This window comes from Microbacterium esteraromaticum (assembly GCF_900163815.1).
Taxonomy (GTDB): Bacteria; Actinomycetota; Actinomycetes; order Actinomycetales; family Microbacteriaceae; genus Microbacterium; species Microbacterium esteraromaticum_B.
Map to the genome: position 1 here is coordinate 40,310 of NZ_FUKO01000004.1, position 16,320 is coordinate 56,629.

Genomic DNA, 16,320 nt, shown 5'->3' on the forward strand with positions numbered 1-16,320 from the left:
CAGCGTCCATGATGGCACCTCTTGCTGGGCGGACTCGATGTTTGTTAGGCCCGCCGCACGCGCTGCTGCAGACGCTTCGCTATCCAGCATCCGCAGTAGATGAGGAACGAGATCGTCGTGATGTACGGGCTGACCGGAAGGATCCCGGCGAGCGCAAGCAGAATTCCTCCCACCGCCGACACGAATCCGAACAGCGCGGCCAGCAGCGGCACCGCGACCGGTCCGGCGGTCAGACGCATCGCGGCTGCCGCGGGGGTGACCAGCAGCGCCATCACCAGCAGGGCACCGATGATGTGCACGCTGACGGCGACGATCAGGCCGAGCAGCACCATGAAGATGAGGCTCACCAGGCGCACCGGCACGCCACGCGCCGCTGCCGACTCGGGGTCGAGCGAATCGAAGCGCAGGGGATTCCACATCAGCAGCAGCCCGACCAGCACGATCAGACTCATGCCGATCAGCCAGCCGAGGTCGGGGCTTGAGACCGAGACGATCTGCCCGGTGAGCAGACCGAACCGGTTGGCGCTGCGGCCCTCGTACAAAGAGAGGAACAGGATGCCGAGGCCCAGCCCGAACGGCATGAGCACGCCGACGATCGAGTTGCGGTCGCGGGCTTTCGATCCGAGCAGGCCGATGAGGATCGCGGCGAGCAGCGCACCGCCAATCGATCCGGCCACGACGCTGCCGCCGAACAGCAGGGCGGCCGCCGCCCCGGCGAACGACAGTTCGCTGACACCGTGCACGGCGAACGCGAGGTCGCGCTGCATGACGAAGACGCCGATGAGTCCGCCGACGATGCCGAGCACGGCACCGGCGATCAGCGAGTTGGCGAGCAGAGCAAGCAGCTCGCCGTAATCCTGGAAGGAGAAGACGTCGCTCCAGTCGAGCAACGGAACTTTGGCGAGCATCGGCGTCTGGGCGAGCAGAGGGATCATGCGAAGCCCCCCGCGCCCGCTGCGTCGTCGTGGTCATGCTCGTGCTCGTGCTGCGCCTCGGCATCCGGAACACCGACGACGACCAGCCGGTCACCGGCGCGCAGCACGAACACCGGGGTGCCATACAGCTCGGTGAGCACCCGGCTCTGCAGCACCTCGTCTGGAGTGCCGAGCACGAACCGGCCGCCAGCGATGTAGAGGATGCGATCGACGTGGCCGAGGATCGGGTTGATGTCGTGCGTCACGAACAGCACGGCGGTGCCGTGGTCGTGCCGCTGACGATCGATGATGTCGGTGACACCGCGCTGGTTGGCGAGGTCGAGGTTCGACAGCGGCTCGTCGCAGAGCAGGAGCATCGGCTGATCGGCGAGGGCCTGACCGACGCGCAGCCGCTGCTGCTCGCCGCCGGAGAGCAGGCCTACTCGGCGGTCGGCGTAGTGCGCTGCGCCGACGCCGTCGAGCAGTGCGTCGACGCGGGCGCGGTCGCCACGGTGCGGGATCGGCAGTCCGAACCGCGCGCCCCGCACGCCGAGAGCGACCAGATCGCGGGCGCGCATGCTGGTGTCGGGCGGCAACGGGCGCTGCTGCGGCACGTAGCCGATGCGCGGATTGCCGCGTCGCACCGGGTCGCCGCCGACGCGGATGCTGCCCGCAGACAGGGGCTGCAGGCCGAGGATGCTGCGCAGCAGTGTCGTCTTTCCCGAGCCCGAGGGCCCGAGCACGGCGATGAACTCGCCAGGTGCGACGTCGAGGTCGAGGCCGGCCCAGAGCTCACGGCTGCCGCGGTGCAGTGCGGCCCCGGCGATGGTGAGGACGGATGCAGGCTGCGGGTGCGCCTCGGCACCACTCATCGGTCGAGTGCTGTCACAAGGTCGGAGATCGCGGCGCGCATCCACTCAGCGTACGACTGATCGGGTGCAAGGAGTTCACTGAAGGTCACAACAGGGATGCCGGCATCCGCCGCGGCTTTCTCCACCCGCTGCGTCTCGGAGCCCCCGGTCTGCGCGTTCGTGAGCACAGCACGCACCTCGCCGTCATCGAGCACCGCGAGCGCATCGAGCAGCACGGCGGGCGGCACGTCGTTGCCCTCTTCGACCGCCGACGCGAAACCGTCCGGGGTCGCGTCGTCAAGACCCATGGCTGCGGCGAGAAGCCCTGGCAGCGGCTCGGTGATGAACACCTGCTGGCCCTCGTGCTTCTCGTGGAGGCCGTCGAGTTCGTCCTCCATGCCGCTGAGCTCGGTGATCAGCTCGTCGGCTGCGGAGGCGAAGTCGGCTTTGCCCGCCGGGTCGATCTCGGTGAGCTCTTCGGCGATCGCCTCGACGACATGGGTCATGGTGTGCACATCGAACCAGACGTGCTCGTTGAAGCCCTTGATGTGGTTGTGGCCCTGATGGCTGTGGCCCTCGTCGTGGTCGTCGGCGTCGTGGTCATCGGCGTCGTGGTCACCGGCGTCGTGGTCCGTGGCTTCTTCGTCGTGCTTGGCTTTCTCGTCGGCGTTGAGGTGAACATGTGCCTCGTCGGGCGGCGGCGGGTAGTCGTGCGAGAGTCTCGCGGCGGTGATGACCGCAGCATCCGACCCGTCGAGCAGCTCGGTCATGAACGAGTCGTACCCGGCACCGTTCTCGATCACGAGGTCGGCCTTCTGCACAGCGAGACGATCACGTGCGGTCGCCTCGTAGGAGTGCGGATCCTTAGAAACCGAATCGATCAGGCTCGTCACGTCAACCCGTTCGCCGCCGATCTGCGCGGCCAGAGACCCATAGATGTTCGTAGACGCAACCACCCGCACGGTGTCGTCGTCGGCGCCCTGAGTGGTTCCGGTCACGGAGCATCCTGAGAGGACGATGACGGACGCAGCGGCGAGCGCGAGTGCGGCGAGGGGTTTCTGCATGCGTTCGACACTAATGCAAATGAGAACCATTATCAACAGAGCGGATTTCGCCGTTGCTATGCTCGCTGCCTAGAAGCAGATCTGCGAAATCGAGGGCAAAAATGGAATTTCTCGCCATCATCATTCCGATTGCGTATGTGTTTGCGGGCGCCTGCGTGGCATACGCGATCATCCGGTTCGCGATCGTGCACGCGCTCCGTCAGTCGCGCAACGAGGCGCGGATCGAGCGGCACCTGCCGAAAGCGGCCACCTGGCTCGACGGCGACGAGCGTCGCCTGCTGGAGATCTCGAACACGACGCAGGACTGACAGCGCGTCGCTGCGCCGAACGCGGCTGGATGGCGGCCCGCGGGACGCCCATGCAGATGGCGGCAGGTCCTTCAGTCGACGAGCAGCGCGGGTTCCTCGAGGATGGATGCCACGTCAGCAAGGAACCGGCTCATGCCATCACCATCGACGACGCGGTGGTCAAAAGATCCTGAGACCGTCGTCACCCAGCGCGGGCGCACCTCGCCGTCGACGACCCACGGCTTCTGCGAGATCGTTCCCATGGCGACGATGCCCGCCTCGCCGGGGTTGATGATCGGGGTGCCAGCATCCATCCCGAACACACCGATGTTCGTGATCGTGATCGTGCCGCCCTGCTGATCGGCAGGGGTGGCCTTGCCCTCACGCGCGGTGAGCGTGAGCCGGTTGAGCGCGCTGGCAAGATCTCGCAGGCCGAGGTCCTGGGCATCCTTGATGTTCGGCACGAGCAGCCCGCGCGGGGTCGCTGCGGCGATGCCGAGGTTCACATAGTGGCGCAGCACGATCTCGGCACCGTCGCCGGTGTCGACCCAGGCGGCGTTCACCATCGGGGTGCGCCGAGCGGCCCAGATCACGGCGCGGGCCATGATCAGCAGCGGCGACACCTTGATGTCGGCGAAATCAGGCGACGCTTTCAGCCGCTTGACCAGCTCCATGGTGCGCGTCGCATCGATCTCCTTCCACACCGTGACGTGCGGTGCGGAGTAGGCGCTGCGCACCATTGCGGACGAGGTCGCCTTGCGCACCCCCTTGACCGGGATCGACTCGCTGCGCTCCGGATCGGAACCCGGCCGAGCGGGCACAGGCACGGTCTCTTCGCGCACGGCGCCCCACTCGGGAGTGGAGATGTTGCGGAACACGCTCGCCTGCGAGGCATGCTGCACGACATCGTCGCGGGTCACCTCGCCGTCGGCGCCGGTAGCGGTGACCTCCGTCAGATCGACATCGAGGTCACGGGCGAGCTTGCGGATTGGCGGCTTCGCGATCACGCCCACCGACGAGCGCACCTGACGCTGTGCCGGACGCTTTCGGCGAGAGGTGACATCGCCGCCAGTGCCGTAGCCGACGAGCACCGAGCCGCCGCCCTCCTCTTTCGCAGCGGGGGCGGGTGCGGCAGCAGGGCGCGGCGCAGCATCCGTCACGAAGGTGATGATCGGCGCACCCACCTCGATCGTGACGCCCTCGGCGACGAGCAGCTCGCCGACCGTGCCCGCGTGCGGAGACGGCAGCTCGACGAGCGACTTCGCCGTCTCGATCTCGCAGATGACGTCGTTGATGGCGACGGCATCGCCGGGCGCGACCTTCCAGGTGACGAGTTCGGCCTCGGTGAGGCCCTCGCCGACGTCGGGAAGGGTGAAGGTCTGCGTGGTCATGACGAACTCCAGGGTTTCAGTAGGCCAGCGAGCGGTCGACGGCTTCGAGGATGCGATCGGCATCCGGAAGGTAGGCGCCCTCGAGCTTCGCGGGCGGGAAGGGCGTATCGAAGCCAGATACACGCAGCACAGGCGCCTCGAGTGCGTAGAAGGCGCGCTCCATGACAGTCGCGGCGATCTCGCCGCCGACACTGGTGAAGCCGGGTGCCTCCTGCGCGTAAACCATCCGCCCGGTGGACCGCACCGAATCGAGGATGGGTCCGTAATCGACGGGCGAGAGCGAGCGCACATCGACGACCTCGCAGCTGGTCCCCTCGGATTCGGCGAGCGCGGCCGCCTGCAGCAGGGTCGTCACCATCGCGCCGTGCCCGACGAGGGTCACGTCGCTGCCGCGGCGCACGATCCGCGCGGCGTGCAGCGGCGCCGACGACGCGTCGAGCTCGACCTCGCCCTTCTGCCAGTACCGACTCTTCGGCTCCAGGAAGATCACCGGATCGTTCGAGCGGATCGCCTCCTGGATCATCCAGTAGGCGTCGTTCGGCGTCGAAGGCGACACCACGCGCAGCCCCGGAGTGTGCGCGAAGTACGCCTCGGGACTCTCCTGGTGATGCTCGACCGCACCGATGTGCCCGCCGTACGGGATGCGGATGACGATCGGCATCGACAGCGCACCCTCGTGCCGGTTGGTCATCTTCGCGAGCTGCGACGTGATCTGATCGAACGCTGGGAACACGAAGCCGTCGAACTGGATTTCGCACACCGGCCGCAGCCCCGCCATGGCCAGGCCGATCGCTGTGCCGACGATGCCCGATTCGGCGAGGGGGGTGTCGAGCACTCGGCGGTCGCCGAAATCCCGATGCAGGTGCTCGGTGACCCGGAACACCCCGCCGAGCGGCCCGATGTCCTCACCCATGAGCAGCACGCGCGGGTCGTCTTCCATCGCCTTGCGCAGCCCGGCATTCAGAGCTTTCGCCAAGGGCATCGTCTCGAGGGTCATTCGGCGGCTCCTTCGAACGAGGCCTCGTACTGCTCGAGCCAGGTCCGCTGTTCATCGATGAGCACATGCGGCTCGCTGTACACGTGATCGAACATCAGCTCGCGGCCGGGTGAGGTCAGAGTGACGGCCCGTGCGCGCAGGTGTTCGGCAGCATCCGCCGCCTCGGTCTCGACATCCTCGAAGACGGATGCTGCCGCGCCGCGCCCCTCGAGGAACGCCCGCATGCGCGCGATCGGGTCGCGCTTCGCCCAAGACTCTTCTTCATCCGAGCCGCGGTACTTGGTCGGGTCATCGCTGGTGGTGTGCGCGCCCATGCGGTAGGTGACCGCCTCGATGGCGCGCGGTCCCCTGCCGGCGCGCGTGTCATCGAGCAGTGCGCGCGAGACGGCGTAGCTGGCGAGCACATCGTTGCCGTCGACGCGCACCGAGGGGATGCCGTATCCGGCGCCGCGCGTGACGAGCGGCACCTTCGACTGCGTCTCGACCGGCACGGAGATCGCCCAGTGGTTGTTCTGCAGGAAAAAGAGCACGGGTGCGTTGTAACTGGCGGCGAACACCATCGCCTCGTGCACATCGCCCTGGCTGGAGGCCCCGTCGCCGTAGTAGACGACGACGGCTTCGTCGCGGTCGATGTCGCCGGTGCCGGTGCGGCCGTCGAACGTCAGCCCCATCGCGTAGCCGGCCGCGTGCAGGGTCTGCGAGCCGAGCACCAGCGTATAGATGCGGGTGTTGCCGTTCTTCGGGTCCATCGGGTTCCAGCCACCGTGCGACGTGCCGCGCATGACCTTGATGATGTCGAGCGGGTCGACGCCGCGGATGCGGGTGACCGCGTGTTCCCGGTACGAGGGGAACAGTGTGTCCTGCGTGCGGGCGGCACGGGCGGAGCCCACCTGAGCAGCCTCCTGCCCGCGGCTGGGTGGCCACAGCGCGAGTTGGCCCTGACGTTGCAGGTTGGTGGCTTGGCTGTCGATCGCGCGGATGACGACCATGTCTCGGTAGAACTGCTCGAGTTCCGCATCCGTGAGCGCGTCGATCAGGGGCAGGTACTGCTCGGCCCCGGCAGACGGCGCATAGCGCCCATCCGCTTCCAGGACGCGAACGAGGGGGGTTTCGGTCGAGGTCACCACCCCACGCTACCCACGCGCGCATGCCCGGCCCCGCATAACTCGGGGGCCCTAGTAAGTGGCCTGGAGGCGGACGATCACCCGGCGCGCAGCGCGCTGGCGACGGCCATGACCTTCTCGATCGATTGCTCTTCGCCGACCGAGATGCGGATGCCATCGCCCGCGAACGGGCGCACGATGAGGTCTGCAGCATCGAACGCCGCGGCGGCAGCATCCGTCTGCTCGCCCGTCGGCAGCCAGATGAAGTTCGACTGCGAGTCGGGAACATCCCAGCCCTGCGCACGCAGGCCCCCGACGAGGCGGGTACGGCGCTCGACGATGACAGTGACGCGCTCGCGCAGCTCGTCCTCGGCATCCAGGCTCGCGATCGCAGCCGTCTGAGCCGCGGAGGTGACCGACAGCGGGATGCCCGTCGCGCGGGCGGCGTCGAGCACGCGCGGGTGTCCGATGGCGTAGCCGACCCGCAGGCCGGCCAGGCCGAACGCCTTCGAGAACGTGCGCAGCACGACGACGTTCTGGTACTGCTCGAATACGCGTTCGCCGAGCCCGTCGACAGCATCCGGTGCCGTGACGAACTCCGCATACGCCTCATCGAGGATGATCAGCACGTCCTTCGGCACGCGGGCGACGAATGCTGCGAACTCGGCGCTCGTGACGATCGGGCCGGTGGGGTTGTTCGGCGTGCAGACGATGATCGCGCGGGTCTGGTCGGTGACAGCATCCGCCATCGCGTCGAGATCATGCCGCGCGCCGTCAGTGAGCGGAATCTGGATGCCGGTGGCCCCGGCGACGAGCGGGATGCCGGGGTACGCCTCGAAGGAGCGCCACGCATAGACGACCTCGTCGCCGACAGACGCGACACCGAGGATCAGCTGGTACAGGATCGACACGCTGCCGGACGCGACGTGCACGGCGTCGACATCGACGTCGTACTTCTCCGCCAGGCGGGCGCGGAGCGCGCCAGCGGAAGCATCCGGATAGCGGTTGATCGGCGCCGTGTGCTGCAGCGCCTCGAGCACCGACGGCAGCGGCTCGAACGGGTTCTCGTTGCTGGACAGCTTGAAGGCCTCCGGGCCCGCTTGCTTGCCCTGACGGTACGGCGGCAGGGCGGCGATTTCGGGACGGATGCGGGGCAGGATCGGCTCGGTCACGGGATCAGTCTATGAGTCGGGTCCCCACCGTGCCTCACACCTTCCCGCTCGTCTTCCCCGCACCTTCCCCCACCCACACCTTCACCGCACACCTTCACCGCACACCTTCCCCGCGCACCTTCCCCGCACGGATGCAGGGAGTTTGTACGGATGCAGGGCGACACGCCGAGGTTTTCATCGCCAGACGTACAAACACCCTGCATCCGTCTGCCGGCCTACGCGGACCGGCGCGGGACTAGGCTCTGGCCATGCGCTCGACTCAGACGCCGCACGACGACTCGCAGGGCCGCGAGGTCGGAACGGTCTTCACCGGCGGTCCGATCCTGACGATGGATTCCGATCACGAAGTGGCCGAGGCGGTGGCGGTTCGCGACGGACGCATCGTCGCCGTCGGCTCGGCAGAGGATGTTCGGTCGTTCGCCGGAGCGGATGCCGAGACCGTCGACCTCGATGGACGAACTCTGCTGCCCGGACTCATCGACCCGCACATGCATTCGGCGCTGGTGCAGCTCGCGGACTGGGTCGACGTGAGCCCGATGTCGACGCCGAACGCGGATGCTGTCTACGCGGCGCTGCGCGATGCCGAGCCGACCTCGACCGGCTGGGTGCTCGCCCAGCAGTTCGACCCGAGCATCACTGCCGGAGACCCGCGGCTGGATCGCGCGATGCTCGACCGACTCGTTCCCGATCGACCCGCCCTCGTGCTGGAGAGCAATGGGCACGTCGCCTATGCGAACTCGCTCGCGTTCGAGCGCGCGGGCGTCGATCAGCACACTCCCGACCCGCCCGCGGGCCGCTACATCCGTGATGCGCGCGGTGAGCTGACCGGCCGACTGGAGGAGGCTTCGGCTGTCGCCGCGTTCACCGTCGGGTTCCCCATGGTCGCCGGAGACGCGCTGGTCGACCGCATCGAGCAGTTGCTCTGGCGCGCGGCCAGCACCGGCGCCACACTGCTGCATGACTGCGGCATCGGGTCGATCAGCGGCGCGGCCGATCTCGACGCCCTGCAGAAGGCCCTCGGGTCGGGTTCGCCGGTGCGCTACCGCGGGATGCTGGTCTCGAGCGCCTACGACACCTGGTCGGCGATGGGCCTGAAGCCCGGCTTCGGCGACGCTCTCTTCCGCGTGCACGGAATAAAGGCCTGGTCAGACGGATCCAATCAGGGCGGTTCCGGCTACCAGCGCAAACCGTATCTCGGCACCGAATCGCGCGGCATGCTCAACTACTCTTCCGATCAGCTCGCCGAAATCGTGCACCGCGCGCATGCCGATGGGTGGCAGGTCGGCGTGCACGCCAACGGCGATGCGGCGATCGACGTCACCATCGACGCGTTCGAGCACGCTCTGGCACTGTCTGCCCGCGGCGATCATCGGCACCGCATCGAGCACTGCAGCATCCTGCATCCCGAACAGATCGACCGGATGGCTTCCCTCGGACTCTCGCCGTCGTTTCTGATCGGGCACATCCGCTGGTGGGGCGGCGCCTTCCGAGACCGCCTGCTGGGCCCGGAGCGCGCCGATCTCTACGACCCGTGCGCATCGGCGCTGCGCGCCGGCCTGCGCATCTCACTGCACAGTGATTGGAACGTCACTCCGCTGGAACCTCTGCGGTACGTCGAGGATGCGGTCACGCGCATCATGGCCGAGAACGGCGAAGTGCTGAACCTCGACGAGCGCATCCCGGTCGCCGCCGCCCTGCGCGCCGTCACCATCGACGCGGCCTGGCAGTGCCGGTCGGACGACATCACCGGATCGATCTCGGTCGGCAAGTTCGCCGATTTCGCGCTGCTGGAAGACAACCCGCTGACGGTCGACCCCACCACCATCTCGAAGATCGTCGTCTCGGAGACGCGGCTGGCCGGAGAGGTGCGCTTCTCACGATGACTGACGAGAACTCGACCGACCTGGAACCCACCGCCCGCCCGGCGCGAGCGGCAGCGTTCGTGACGGTGTGGGTCTTCGGGTTCGTGATTCTGCGCATCTTCGCCGTATCGGGCTACAACTGGGACACCGCCTTCGCAGTGAGCACGACCCTCAGCCTGAATGACGGCGTCTCGCTGCTGTTCGGGTCGCTGATGGCCGGACACACCTTCACCGCAGGGCTGCTGATCCTGCTGCTGCCGCTGCTCGTCGCCGCCAGCCTGTGGGGTCCACGGGCGCACCGACCGGTGATGATGCTGCTGGCCGCACTGGGTCTGGTCGTCGCAGCGGCGCTGACGCTCAGTTTCCGCAACTGGTGGATGGCACCGGCAGCCGCTCTGGTCTTCGTCGCGCTCGCACTGACACGCCTGCTGCCGACGCGAAACCGCATCAGTCACGGTGCACGGGTCGCCGTGGGAAGCATCGGATGGCTGGCGCCGGTTTCGCTGCTGCTGGTCGCCGCTCTCGTGACGACGCCCTGGGTTCCCCGCGAACGGATCGTGACGACCGACGGCACGATCACCGGCTACGTGCTCAGTGTCGATTCGGGATATCTCAACGTGCTCACCGACCACCAGCAATTTCGGATCCTCCTCAGCAGCGACATCATCTCGCGCAGCTGAGGACAGCATCCGATACCGCATGCGAGACTGTCCTGATCATGCGCTTCATCATTCGTGTCGTCATCAACGCGTTCGCCATCTGGGTGGTCACGCTCATTCCTGTGCTGGGCATCACGGTCAAGGCCTTCGCGCCAGGTGAGACGCTGCAGCTGGTTCTGACGCTTCTCGCCGTGGCCGCGATCTTCGCGCTGGTCAATACGATCATCGGCACCGTGATCAAGGTGGTCGCGTTCCCGCTCTACATCCTCACTCTCGGCCTGATCTCGTTCATCGTGAACGGATTCCTGCTGTGGCTGACCGCCTGGATCACCAGCGGCTTCGGATGGGGCCTGGGCGTCGAGTCGTTCTGGTGGGGAGTGGTGGCAGCCATCGTCATCTCGATCATCAACGCCGTGTTCGGAGCGATCCTGCGTCCGCAGAAGAAGAAGCGTCGCGTCTGAGACGAGTGCGTTCGACTGAGGGACGCACCCGACTGAGGCGGATGCCGGTCACGGCCGCTTCGCGACGTAGTCGACCTGCTCGACGGTGACAGCGGTGTCCCGGTCCGCAAGCGTCTTTTGAAGTGCCTCTATCCGAACGTCGCCAGAAGCGTCAGCCATCTGCGCGGTCTCGAGGTATTTGTCGAACAGATGCGCGTGGAATGAGCTCTCGACCAGCCCGTGCGCAGCCTCACGGGTGATCGTGATGCTGTCGGATGCTCCGGTGCCCCCGAACGACCCGCCAGCGCTGAGAGCGGTGCCCACCGGGTCGTCAGTGTGCCGGAGTTCCACGAGCGTCTGGTCTGCGCCGAGCGATGGCTGCACGGGATTTCCCACCGAGACGACCATCTTCGTCTCATAGGGTCCGCTCATCGCCGCGTGGTCAGCGATCATCCCGGCCTGCGAGTACGCGACGAAGTCAACGCGATCCCCCGGCTCGGCTCCTGCCATCTCCAGCGCCTTCATCGTCGCCTCGTACGACGCAGCACGCTCCTGATCGACATACATATCCCAGTTCGACCCCATGTCCCAGGGTTGCTCGGTACCGGAGAGAAACGATCTGGTTCCATCCAGATATGCGATGAAGTCGGCGCTGCCGTCGGCATAGGTGCGCTTTTCTATCCGGATCTGCGCGTCTTCTTTGGGGATCCGCTCCAGGGCTTCGGTCAGTGTCCGAGGCCCTCCGTCCACGAGCTTCCGGGATGATTCGCTCACATGCACCGGCGGCGCTTCGCCCTGCAGCGAAGCCCCGAAGGGGAGACTCCCTTTCGAGGTCGCCGAGACCACCTTGTCGCTGATCACCGCCGACAGCATTATCGGAAGCAGCCCGCCGTAGGTGACCCCGCTCGCCAGCAGCAACTGGTCGATCGGCTGTTCGAACAGGCCCTCGAAGCGGTCTGTGCTCCACCCGGCCACAAGCGTCGTCGCCATGTTCTCGGTTTGCGGGTAGGCCTGGAGCAACGCCTCGATGCGCGGCTGGAGCGCGAACGCCGCACGAGGTTGATTCACCGCGAGCGCCTGCTGCTCGGCGCGCAGCTCGACGAGCTCGAAGACATCGGCCATGATCTGAGTGCCCGTCGCATCGTCGGTCGCCTCAACCGCCAGCTGCTGCAGCCTGGCAGCGCAGGCCCAGATCTCGGACAGGCGAAACCGCGACGACTCGGCTAGCTGAACGAGAGTATGCCGAGCGCGACCCACCAACTCCCCTGCGCGACTCAGCTGCTCCGCCACCGACTCCAGCCGCACCCCAACTGCTCGAAACGCCTCGGAGTCGACGCTGACCGCACCGCCGGCGGTGATGTTCAACTCGCCGCTCACGAGACGGCCTCTCGGGCGATTGTCTCGCGCACGAAGCTCAGCTCGCCGTGCTCGACGCCCAGCGTCACGCACAGCTCCATCAGCGCTCTTCGCAGTTTGCGCACGCCTTTGGTCTCCCAGTGCGCATCGTCGGCGAGCCGCGCCACCTCCGTGCGCGCAGACGCGATCGCGTCTGCCCCTTCGTCCAGCAGTCGCAGTGCGGCGAACACCGCCCAAAGGTCTTCGCTGGCCGGGGCTTCGGCGCTGAGTATCGAGTACATGCCCCCAGCCTGCGGGCTGGCCAGCATCCGCTCACCCGGCGGAGTCCGGGATTGTGGACAACTCCGGTGCGGCCGCAAATTGGGGAGAAGATTGGGGGCGGCAGATCCGGATGCAGGCGGACATCCACCCGCGCAACAGGCAGAATGGAGCCATGACAGACCCGGGCGCCTTCCGTGTCATCTTCGTCTGCACTGGCAATATCTGCCGCTCACCGATGGCCGAAGCGGTGCTCCGCGCGCTCGCCGATCAGCGGGGCCTGGGCCCGCGGGTGGCCACCAGCAGCGCAGGAACCGGCGACTGGCACGTCGGCGAACGCGCGGACGACCGCACGATCGAGGCTCTCACCCGGCGCGGGTACGACGGCTCGCTGCATCGCGCGAAGCAGTTCAGCGCAGCATCCTTCGCCGAGAACGATCTGATCGTCGCCCTCGATCGCACCCACGAGCGGATTCTGCGCGCCTGGGCGCGGTCGGACGACGACGAGGGCAAGGTCACGCTGCTGCGCGCCTTCGATCCGCATGCCTCGAGCATGGATGTGCCCGATCCGTACTATGCCGGCACTCCGATGTTCGATTCCGTGCTCGGTATGATTGAGATCGCGACCCGCGGACTCTTCAACCAGCTCGAACCGGCTGTGCGGGCATTTCACAAGACGCCCCGTGTGATGCGGGGCCCCGAGCAGGAGGACCTCCTCTGACTTCTCTGCCCTCGCTTCCGCCTCAGCCGCTCAGCCCCCTCGACGGCCGTTATCGCGCCGCTGTCACCGGCCTCGCCGACTATCTCTCGGAGGCGGGCCTGAACCGCGCCCGCGTCGAGGTCGAGGTCGAATGGCTCATCGCGCTCACCGATCGCTCGCTGTTCGAGACGTCACCGCTGTCGGATGCCGATAAAGAGCGTCTGCGCGCCCTGTACCGCGACTTCGGGCAGGCCGAGATCGACTGGCTCGCCGAGAAGGAGGCGGTGACCCGCCACGATGTGAAGGCCATCGAGTACCTCGTGCGCGATCGCCTCTCGACGCTGGGTCTGGATGCCATCTCCGAGCTCACCCACTTCGCGTGCACAAGTGAGGACATCAACTCCGCCTCGTACGCGCTGACCGTGAAGCGCGCGGTCGAAGGCGTGTGGCTGCCGGCGCTCGACGGCGTGATCGCCAAGCTGCGCGAGCTGTCGGTCGAGCAGGCGGATGCCGCGATGCTGTCGCGCACGCACGGTCAGCCGGCGACCCCATCGACCATGGGCAAGGAATTGGCCGTGTTCGCCTGGCGCCTGGAGCGCGTGCGCGGTCAGATCGCCGGTGGCGAGTACCTGGCAAAGTTCTCGGGTGCGACCGGCACCTGGTCGGCGCACCTGTCGGCCGAACCCTCTGTGGACTGGTCTGAGATCTCACGCGAGTACATCGAAGGAATGGGCATCGACTTCAACGTGCTCACCACACAGATCGAATCGCACGACTGGCAGGTCGAGCTCTACGACCGGGTGCGCCACGCCGGCGGCATCCTGCACAACCTCGCGACCGACATCTGGACGTACATCTCGCTCGGCTACTTCGCGCAGATTCCCGTCGCGGGCGCGACCGGTTCGTCGACGATGCCGCACAAGATCAACCCGATCCGCTTCGAGAACGCCGAGGCGAACCTCGAGCTGTCCGGCGCGCTGCTCGGATCGCTGTCGCAGACGCTGGTGACCTCGCGCATGCAGCGCGACCTGACCGACTCGACCACGCAGCGCAACATCGGCGTCGCGTTCGGGCACTCGCTGCTCGCGCTCGACAACCTGCGCCGCGGCCTGAACGAGATCTCGCTGTCGCGCGACGTGCTGCTCGATGACCTCGACCACAACTGGGAGGTGCTGGCCGAGGCGATTCAGACCGTGATCCGTGCGGAGGTCGTCGCCGGCCGCTCGAGCATCACCGACCCCTACGCGCTGCTCAAAGAACTGACGCGCGGACACCGGGTGGGAGCGCCTGAGTTGGCGGAGTTCGTGCAGGGCCTTGAGATCGGGGATGCTGCCAAGCAGCGCCTGCTCGCTCTGACCCCGGCCACCTATACCGGCCTCGCCGAGCAGCTCGCCCGTCCCTGACACCCGCCTCGCTTTCGCCCCCCGGGTCCCCGGGTCCCCGCTCCCCGCGCCCGGCACCCGGCACCCCGCTCCCCGCTTTCCCCGTCGCCGAGTGCACGGGAACTCGCCCAGTGCACGGCTTGCCGACGCCAAGATCCGGTGCACTCGACGGCATCCGGTGCACTCGCGGGGAGATGGCGGGGAGATCGCGGGGAGACGGCGGGAAGATGACGGGCGCGCTACAGGGGCTGGCCGTCTCCGGTCATGGCGCCGTCTCGCGGCATCATCCATGCGGCGACCAGCGTCAGCACCGCCACCCCGGCTGCGGCGGCGAACACCGCTGTCGACGCCGAGATGATCGTGGCGGGATCCTGCGGCCCGTCTCCGCGCGCGATGACGGCGTTCGAGATCGCTCCGAGCACGGCCACACCGACCGCGCTGCCCGCCGACCGGGCGAACGCGTTCATCCCGGTGACGACTCCGCGTTCTCCCCAGCCCACCGATGACTGCGCGGCGATCAGCGCCGGTGCCGCGCTCCATCCCAGGCCGAAGCCCAGCACGAACGCGATGATCGTGACCATCACCGGATGCGGCCACGGTGATGTTGCAGCAAGCGCGATTGCCGCGACAGCCGCGATCGACAAACCGATCAGGGCTGTCCGGCGGAAACCGATCCGCAGATAGAGGTGGCCGACGTTCGCGGCGGCGAGCGGCCACCCGAGCGTGAGCGCGGCGACAGCAAGCCCCGACAGCAACGGCGGGATGCCGATGGAGCCTTCGAGGTAGGCGGGAGCGAAACTGGTCACTCCGATCAGCACCGCGCCGACTCCCAACGAGACGAGGGTCGTGGTGAGGATGAGGCGCCGCGACACCAGAGCGAAGTCGATGATCGGCTCTGCCGCCTGGCGCTCGACGCGCGCGAACGCCACGAGAGCGATCGCGCCGACACCGAAGCACAGCGCACTCGGCCACGACAGCCATGCCCAAGCGCTGTCTCCCTCGAGCAGCCCGAGGATGATTCCGGTCAGCCCGACCGTGAGCAGAGCGGCCCCGCTGAAATCGATGCGGTGTCGTCGGGTCTGCTTCTGCTCGCTGTAGTGGCGCACCAGCATCCATCCGGCGAGCAGGCACAGTGGAATGTTCACGAAGAAGATCCAGCGCCAGGCGTCGAGCTGCGAGAAGATGCCGCCCAGGGCCGGCCCGACCACCGACGAGACCGCCCACACGCTGGCGAGGTACCCCTGCACCTTCGCGCGCTCGGCCACGGTGTAGATATCGCCGACGATCGTCATCGCGATGGGCGCGATCGCGCCCGCTCCGAGCCCCTGCACGACGCGGAAGAGGATCAGAGCAGTCATGTTCCAGGCGAAGCCGCACAGCACCGAACCGACCAGGAAGGTGCCGATTCCGAGCAGGATGATGGGTTTGCGTCCGACGGTGTCGGCGAGCCGCGAGTAGATCGGCACGCTGACGGCCTGCGCGAGAAGGTAGATCGAGAACAGCCAGGGGAACTGCTGGTAGTTGCCGAGATCGTGAACGATGCTCGGCACGGCGGTCGCGAGAATCGTGGCATCTATGGCGATGAGCCCCGTGGCCAGCATGAGAGCGGCGAGCACGGGGCCGCGTTCCGAGCGGAACCCGACGCTGGCACGGTTCACGGATGCTGTCACTTCGACCACAAGGCGCCGCGGCAGGCGGTTATTCCCGCCGCACTCTTCATCCAGTGCACGAGAACTCGTCCAACGCACGGCTTATCGGCGCCAGCATCCTGTTCACTCGACGACTATCCGTGCACTCGGCGGAAGAAACGGGGGTGCGGGGGTCAGGAAGGGAGTTGGGCGCGGGAGTCAGGGAGTTGGTGGGGCGAGGGAGTCAGGGAGTTGG

Annotated in this window: 16 protein-coding genes; 6 read left to right on the forward strand and 10 right to left on the reverse strand. The window is 67.3% G+C overall.

Annotation, left to right across the window (positions count from 1 at the left end; genetic code table 11):
- Window positions 1-44 precede the first annotated feature (44 nt).
- Genes FM104_RS01345 through FM104_RS01355 form a run of 3 tightly spaced genes read right to left on the reverse strand, consistent with a single transcriptional unit; the run spans window position 45 to window position 2,829 of the window.
- A complete protein-coding gene (locus FM104_RS01345; RefSeq protein WP_087129676.1) occupies window positions 45-908 on the reverse strand; it encodes a metal ABC transporter permease in 864 nt (287 codons plus the stop codon).
- Between the two features lie 23 nt (window positions 909-931).
- A complete protein-coding gene (locus tag FM104_RS01350; protein ID WP_087129658.1) occupies window positions 932-1,786 on the reverse strand; it encodes a metal ABC transporter ATP-binding protein in 855 nt (284 codons plus the stop codon).
- A complete protein-coding gene (locus FM104_RS01355) occupies window positions 1,783-2,829 on the reverse strand; it encodes a metal ABC transporter solute-binding protein, Zn/Mn family (RefSeq protein ID WP_087129659.1) in 1,047 nt (348 codons plus the stop codon). Before FM104_RS01355 ends, FM104_RS01350 begins: the two co-directional genes overlap by 4 nt.
- Window positions 2,830-2,930: 101 nt before the next feature.
- Here FM104_RS01355 and FM104_RS01360 point away from each other — a divergent pair, with 101 nt between their 5' ends.
- Window positions 2,931-3,137: a hypothetical protein gene (locus FM104_RS01360; RefSeq protein WP_087129660.1), complete on the forward strand. Its 207-nt coding sequence runs from the start codon at window positions 2,931-2,933 to the stop codon at window positions 3,135-3,137.
- A gap of 71 nt (window positions 3,138-3,208) precedes the next feature.
- On the opposite strand, the gene FM104_RS01365 is transcribed toward FM104_RS01360, so the two are convergent.
- The 4 genes from FM104_RS01365 to FM104_RS01380 all read right to left on the reverse strand — a co-directional run bounded on the left by FM104_RS01365 (window position 3,209) and on the right by FM104_RS01380 (window position 7,779).
- The gene (locus FM104_RS01365; protein WP_087129677.1) at window positions 3,209-4,507 is read right to left on the reverse strand and encodes a dihydrolipoamide acetyltransferase family protein; all 1,299 of its coding nucleotides are present in this window, start codon (window positions 4,505-4,507) and stop codon (window positions 3,209-3,211) included.
- Between the two features lie 16 nt (window positions 4,508-4,523).
- On the reverse strand, window positions 4,524-5,504 hold the full coding sequence (locus FM104_RS01370; RefSeq protein ID WP_087129661.1) for an alpha-ketoacid dehydrogenase subunit beta: 981 nt from the start codon (window positions 5,502-5,504) through the stop codon (window positions 4,524-4,526).
- Window positions 5,501-6,631: a thiamine pyrophosphate-dependent dehydrogenase E1 component subunit alpha gene (locus FM104_RS01375; protein ID WP_373407825.1), complete on the reverse strand. Its 1,131-nt coding sequence runs from the start codon at window positions 6,629-6,631 to the stop codon at window positions 5,501-5,503. The genes FM104_RS01370 and FM104_RS01375 overlap by 4 nt, the downstream gene beginning before the upstream one ends.
- 74 nt (window positions 6,632-6,705) lie before the next feature.
- Window positions 6,706-7,779 carry a histidinol-phosphate transaminase gene (locus FM104_RS01380; protein ID WP_087129662.1) on the reverse strand — a complete coding sequence of 358 codons (1,074 nt, stop codon included), beginning with the start codon at window positions 7,777-7,779 and terminating at the stop codon, window positions 6,706-6,708.
- Window positions 7,780-8,027: 248 nt separating this feature from the next.
- Here FM104_RS01380 and FM104_RS01385 point away from each other — a divergent pair, with 248 nt between their 5' ends.
- The 3 genes from FM104_RS01385 to FM104_RS01395 are packed head-to-tail and all read left to right on the forward strand — an operon-like array spanning window position 8,028 to window position 10,761.
- On the forward strand, window positions 8,028-9,662 hold the full coding sequence (locus FM104_RS01385) for an amidohydrolase (protein WP_087129663.1): 1,635 nt from the start codon (window positions 8,028-8,030) through the stop codon (window positions 9,660-9,662).
- Window positions 9,659-10,321 carry a hypothetical protein gene (locus tag FM104_RS01390; protein ID WP_087129664.1) on the forward strand — a complete coding sequence of 221 codons (663 nt, stop codon included), beginning with the start codon at window positions 9,659-9,661 and terminating at the stop codon, window positions 10,319-10,321. Before FM104_RS01385 ends, FM104_RS01390 begins: the two co-directional genes overlap by 4 nt.
- Before the next feature lie 38 nt (window positions 10,322-10,359).
- On the forward strand, window positions 10,360-10,761 hold the full coding sequence (locus FM104_RS01395) for a phage holin family protein (RefSeq protein WP_087129665.1): 402 nt from the start codon (window positions 10,360-10,362) through the stop codon (window positions 10,759-10,761).
- 48 nt (window positions 10,762-10,809) lie between these two features.
- Here FM104_RS01395 and FM104_RS16420 read toward each other — a convergent pair whose 3' ends face one another.
- On the reverse strand, window positions 10,810-12,117 hold the full coding sequence (locus FM104_RS16420; RefSeq protein WP_087129666.1) for a hypothetical protein: 1,308 nt from the start codon (window positions 12,115-12,117) through the stop codon (window positions 10,810-10,812).
- Entirely contained in the window at window positions 12,114-12,377 is a 264-nt protein-coding gene (locus tag FM104_RS01405) for a hypothetical protein (protein ID WP_087129667.1), read from the reverse strand. Before FM104_RS01405 ends, FM104_RS16420 begins: the two co-directional genes overlap by 4 nt.
- A 152-nt stretch (window positions 12,378-12,529) precedes the next feature.
- Here FM104_RS01405 and FM104_RS01410 point away from each other — a divergent pair, with 152 nt between their 5' ends.
- Both FM104_RS01410 and purB read left to right on the forward strand, forming a co-directional pair.
- On the forward strand, window positions 12,530-13,075 hold the full coding sequence (locus FM104_RS01410; RefSeq protein ID WP_087129668.1) for a low molecular weight protein-tyrosine-phosphatase: 546 nt from the start codon (window positions 12,530-12,532) through the stop codon (window positions 13,073-13,075).
- Window positions 13,076-13,080: 5 nt separating this feature from the next.
- Window positions 13,081-14,457 carry an adenylosuccinate lyase gene (gene purB, locus FM104_RS01415; RefSeq protein ID WP_087129669.1) on the forward strand — a complete coding sequence of 459 codons (1,377 nt, stop codon included), beginning with the start codon at window positions 13,081-13,083 and terminating at the stop codon, window positions 14,455-14,457.
- 218 nt (window positions 14,458-14,675) lie between these two features.
- On the opposite strand, the gene FM104_RS01420 is transcribed toward purB, so the two are convergent.
- Window positions 14,676-16,106: an MFS transporter gene (locus tag FM104_RS01420; protein WP_256971462.1), complete on the reverse strand. Its 1,431-nt coding sequence runs from the start codon at window positions 16,104-16,106 to the stop codon at window positions 14,676-14,678.
- Between the last annotated feature and the right edge of the window lie 214 nt (window positions 16,107-16,320).

Excerpts from the sequence above, each read along its gene's own strand:
- FM104_RS01365 (WP_087129677.1), bottom strand. The coding sequence starts at position 4,507 with ATGACCACGCAGACCTTCACCCTTCCCGACGTCGGCGAGGGCCTCACC.
- FM104_RS01355 (WP_087129659.1), bottom strand. The coding sequence starts at position 2,829 with ATGCAGAAACCCCTCGCCGCACTCGCGCTCGCCGCTGCGTCCGTCATC.
- FM104_RS01410 (WP_087129668.1), top strand. The coding sequence starts at position 12,530 with ATGACAGACCCGGGCGCCTTCCGTGTCATCTTCGTCTGCACTGGCAAT.
- FM104_RS01345 (WP_087129676.1), bottom strand. The coding sequence starts at position 908 with ATGCTCGCCAAAGTTCCGTTGCTCGACTGGAGCGACGTCTTCTCCTTC.
- FM104_RS01390 (WP_087129664.1), top strand. The coding sequence starts at position 9,659 with ATGACTGACGAGAACTCGACCGACCTGGAACCCACCGCCCGCCCGGCG.
- FM104_RS01360 (WP_087129660.1), top strand. The coding sequence starts at position 2,931 with ATGGAATTTCTCGCCATCATCATTCCGATTGCGTATGTGTTTGCGGGC.
- FM104_RS01370 (WP_087129661.1), bottom strand. The coding sequence starts at position 5,504 with ATGACCCTCGAGACGATGCCCTTGGCGAAAGCTCTGAATGCCGGGCTG.
- FM104_RS01395 (WP_087129665.1), top strand. The coding sequence starts at position 10,360 with ATGCGCTTCATCATTCGTGTCGTCATCAACGCGTTCGCCATCTGGGTG.
- FM104_RS01350 (WP_087129658.1), bottom strand. The coding sequence starts at position 1,786 with ATGAGTGGTGCCGAGGCGCACCCGCAGCCTGCATCCGTCCTCACCATC.
- FM104_RS01405 (WP_087129667.1), bottom strand. The coding sequence starts at position 12,377 with ATGTACTCGATACTCAGCGCCGAAGCCCCGGCCAGCGAAGACCTTTGG.
- FM104_RS01385 (WP_087129663.1), top strand. The coding sequence starts at position 8,028 with ATGCGCTCGACTCAGACGCCGCACGACGACTCGCAGGGCCGCGAGGTC.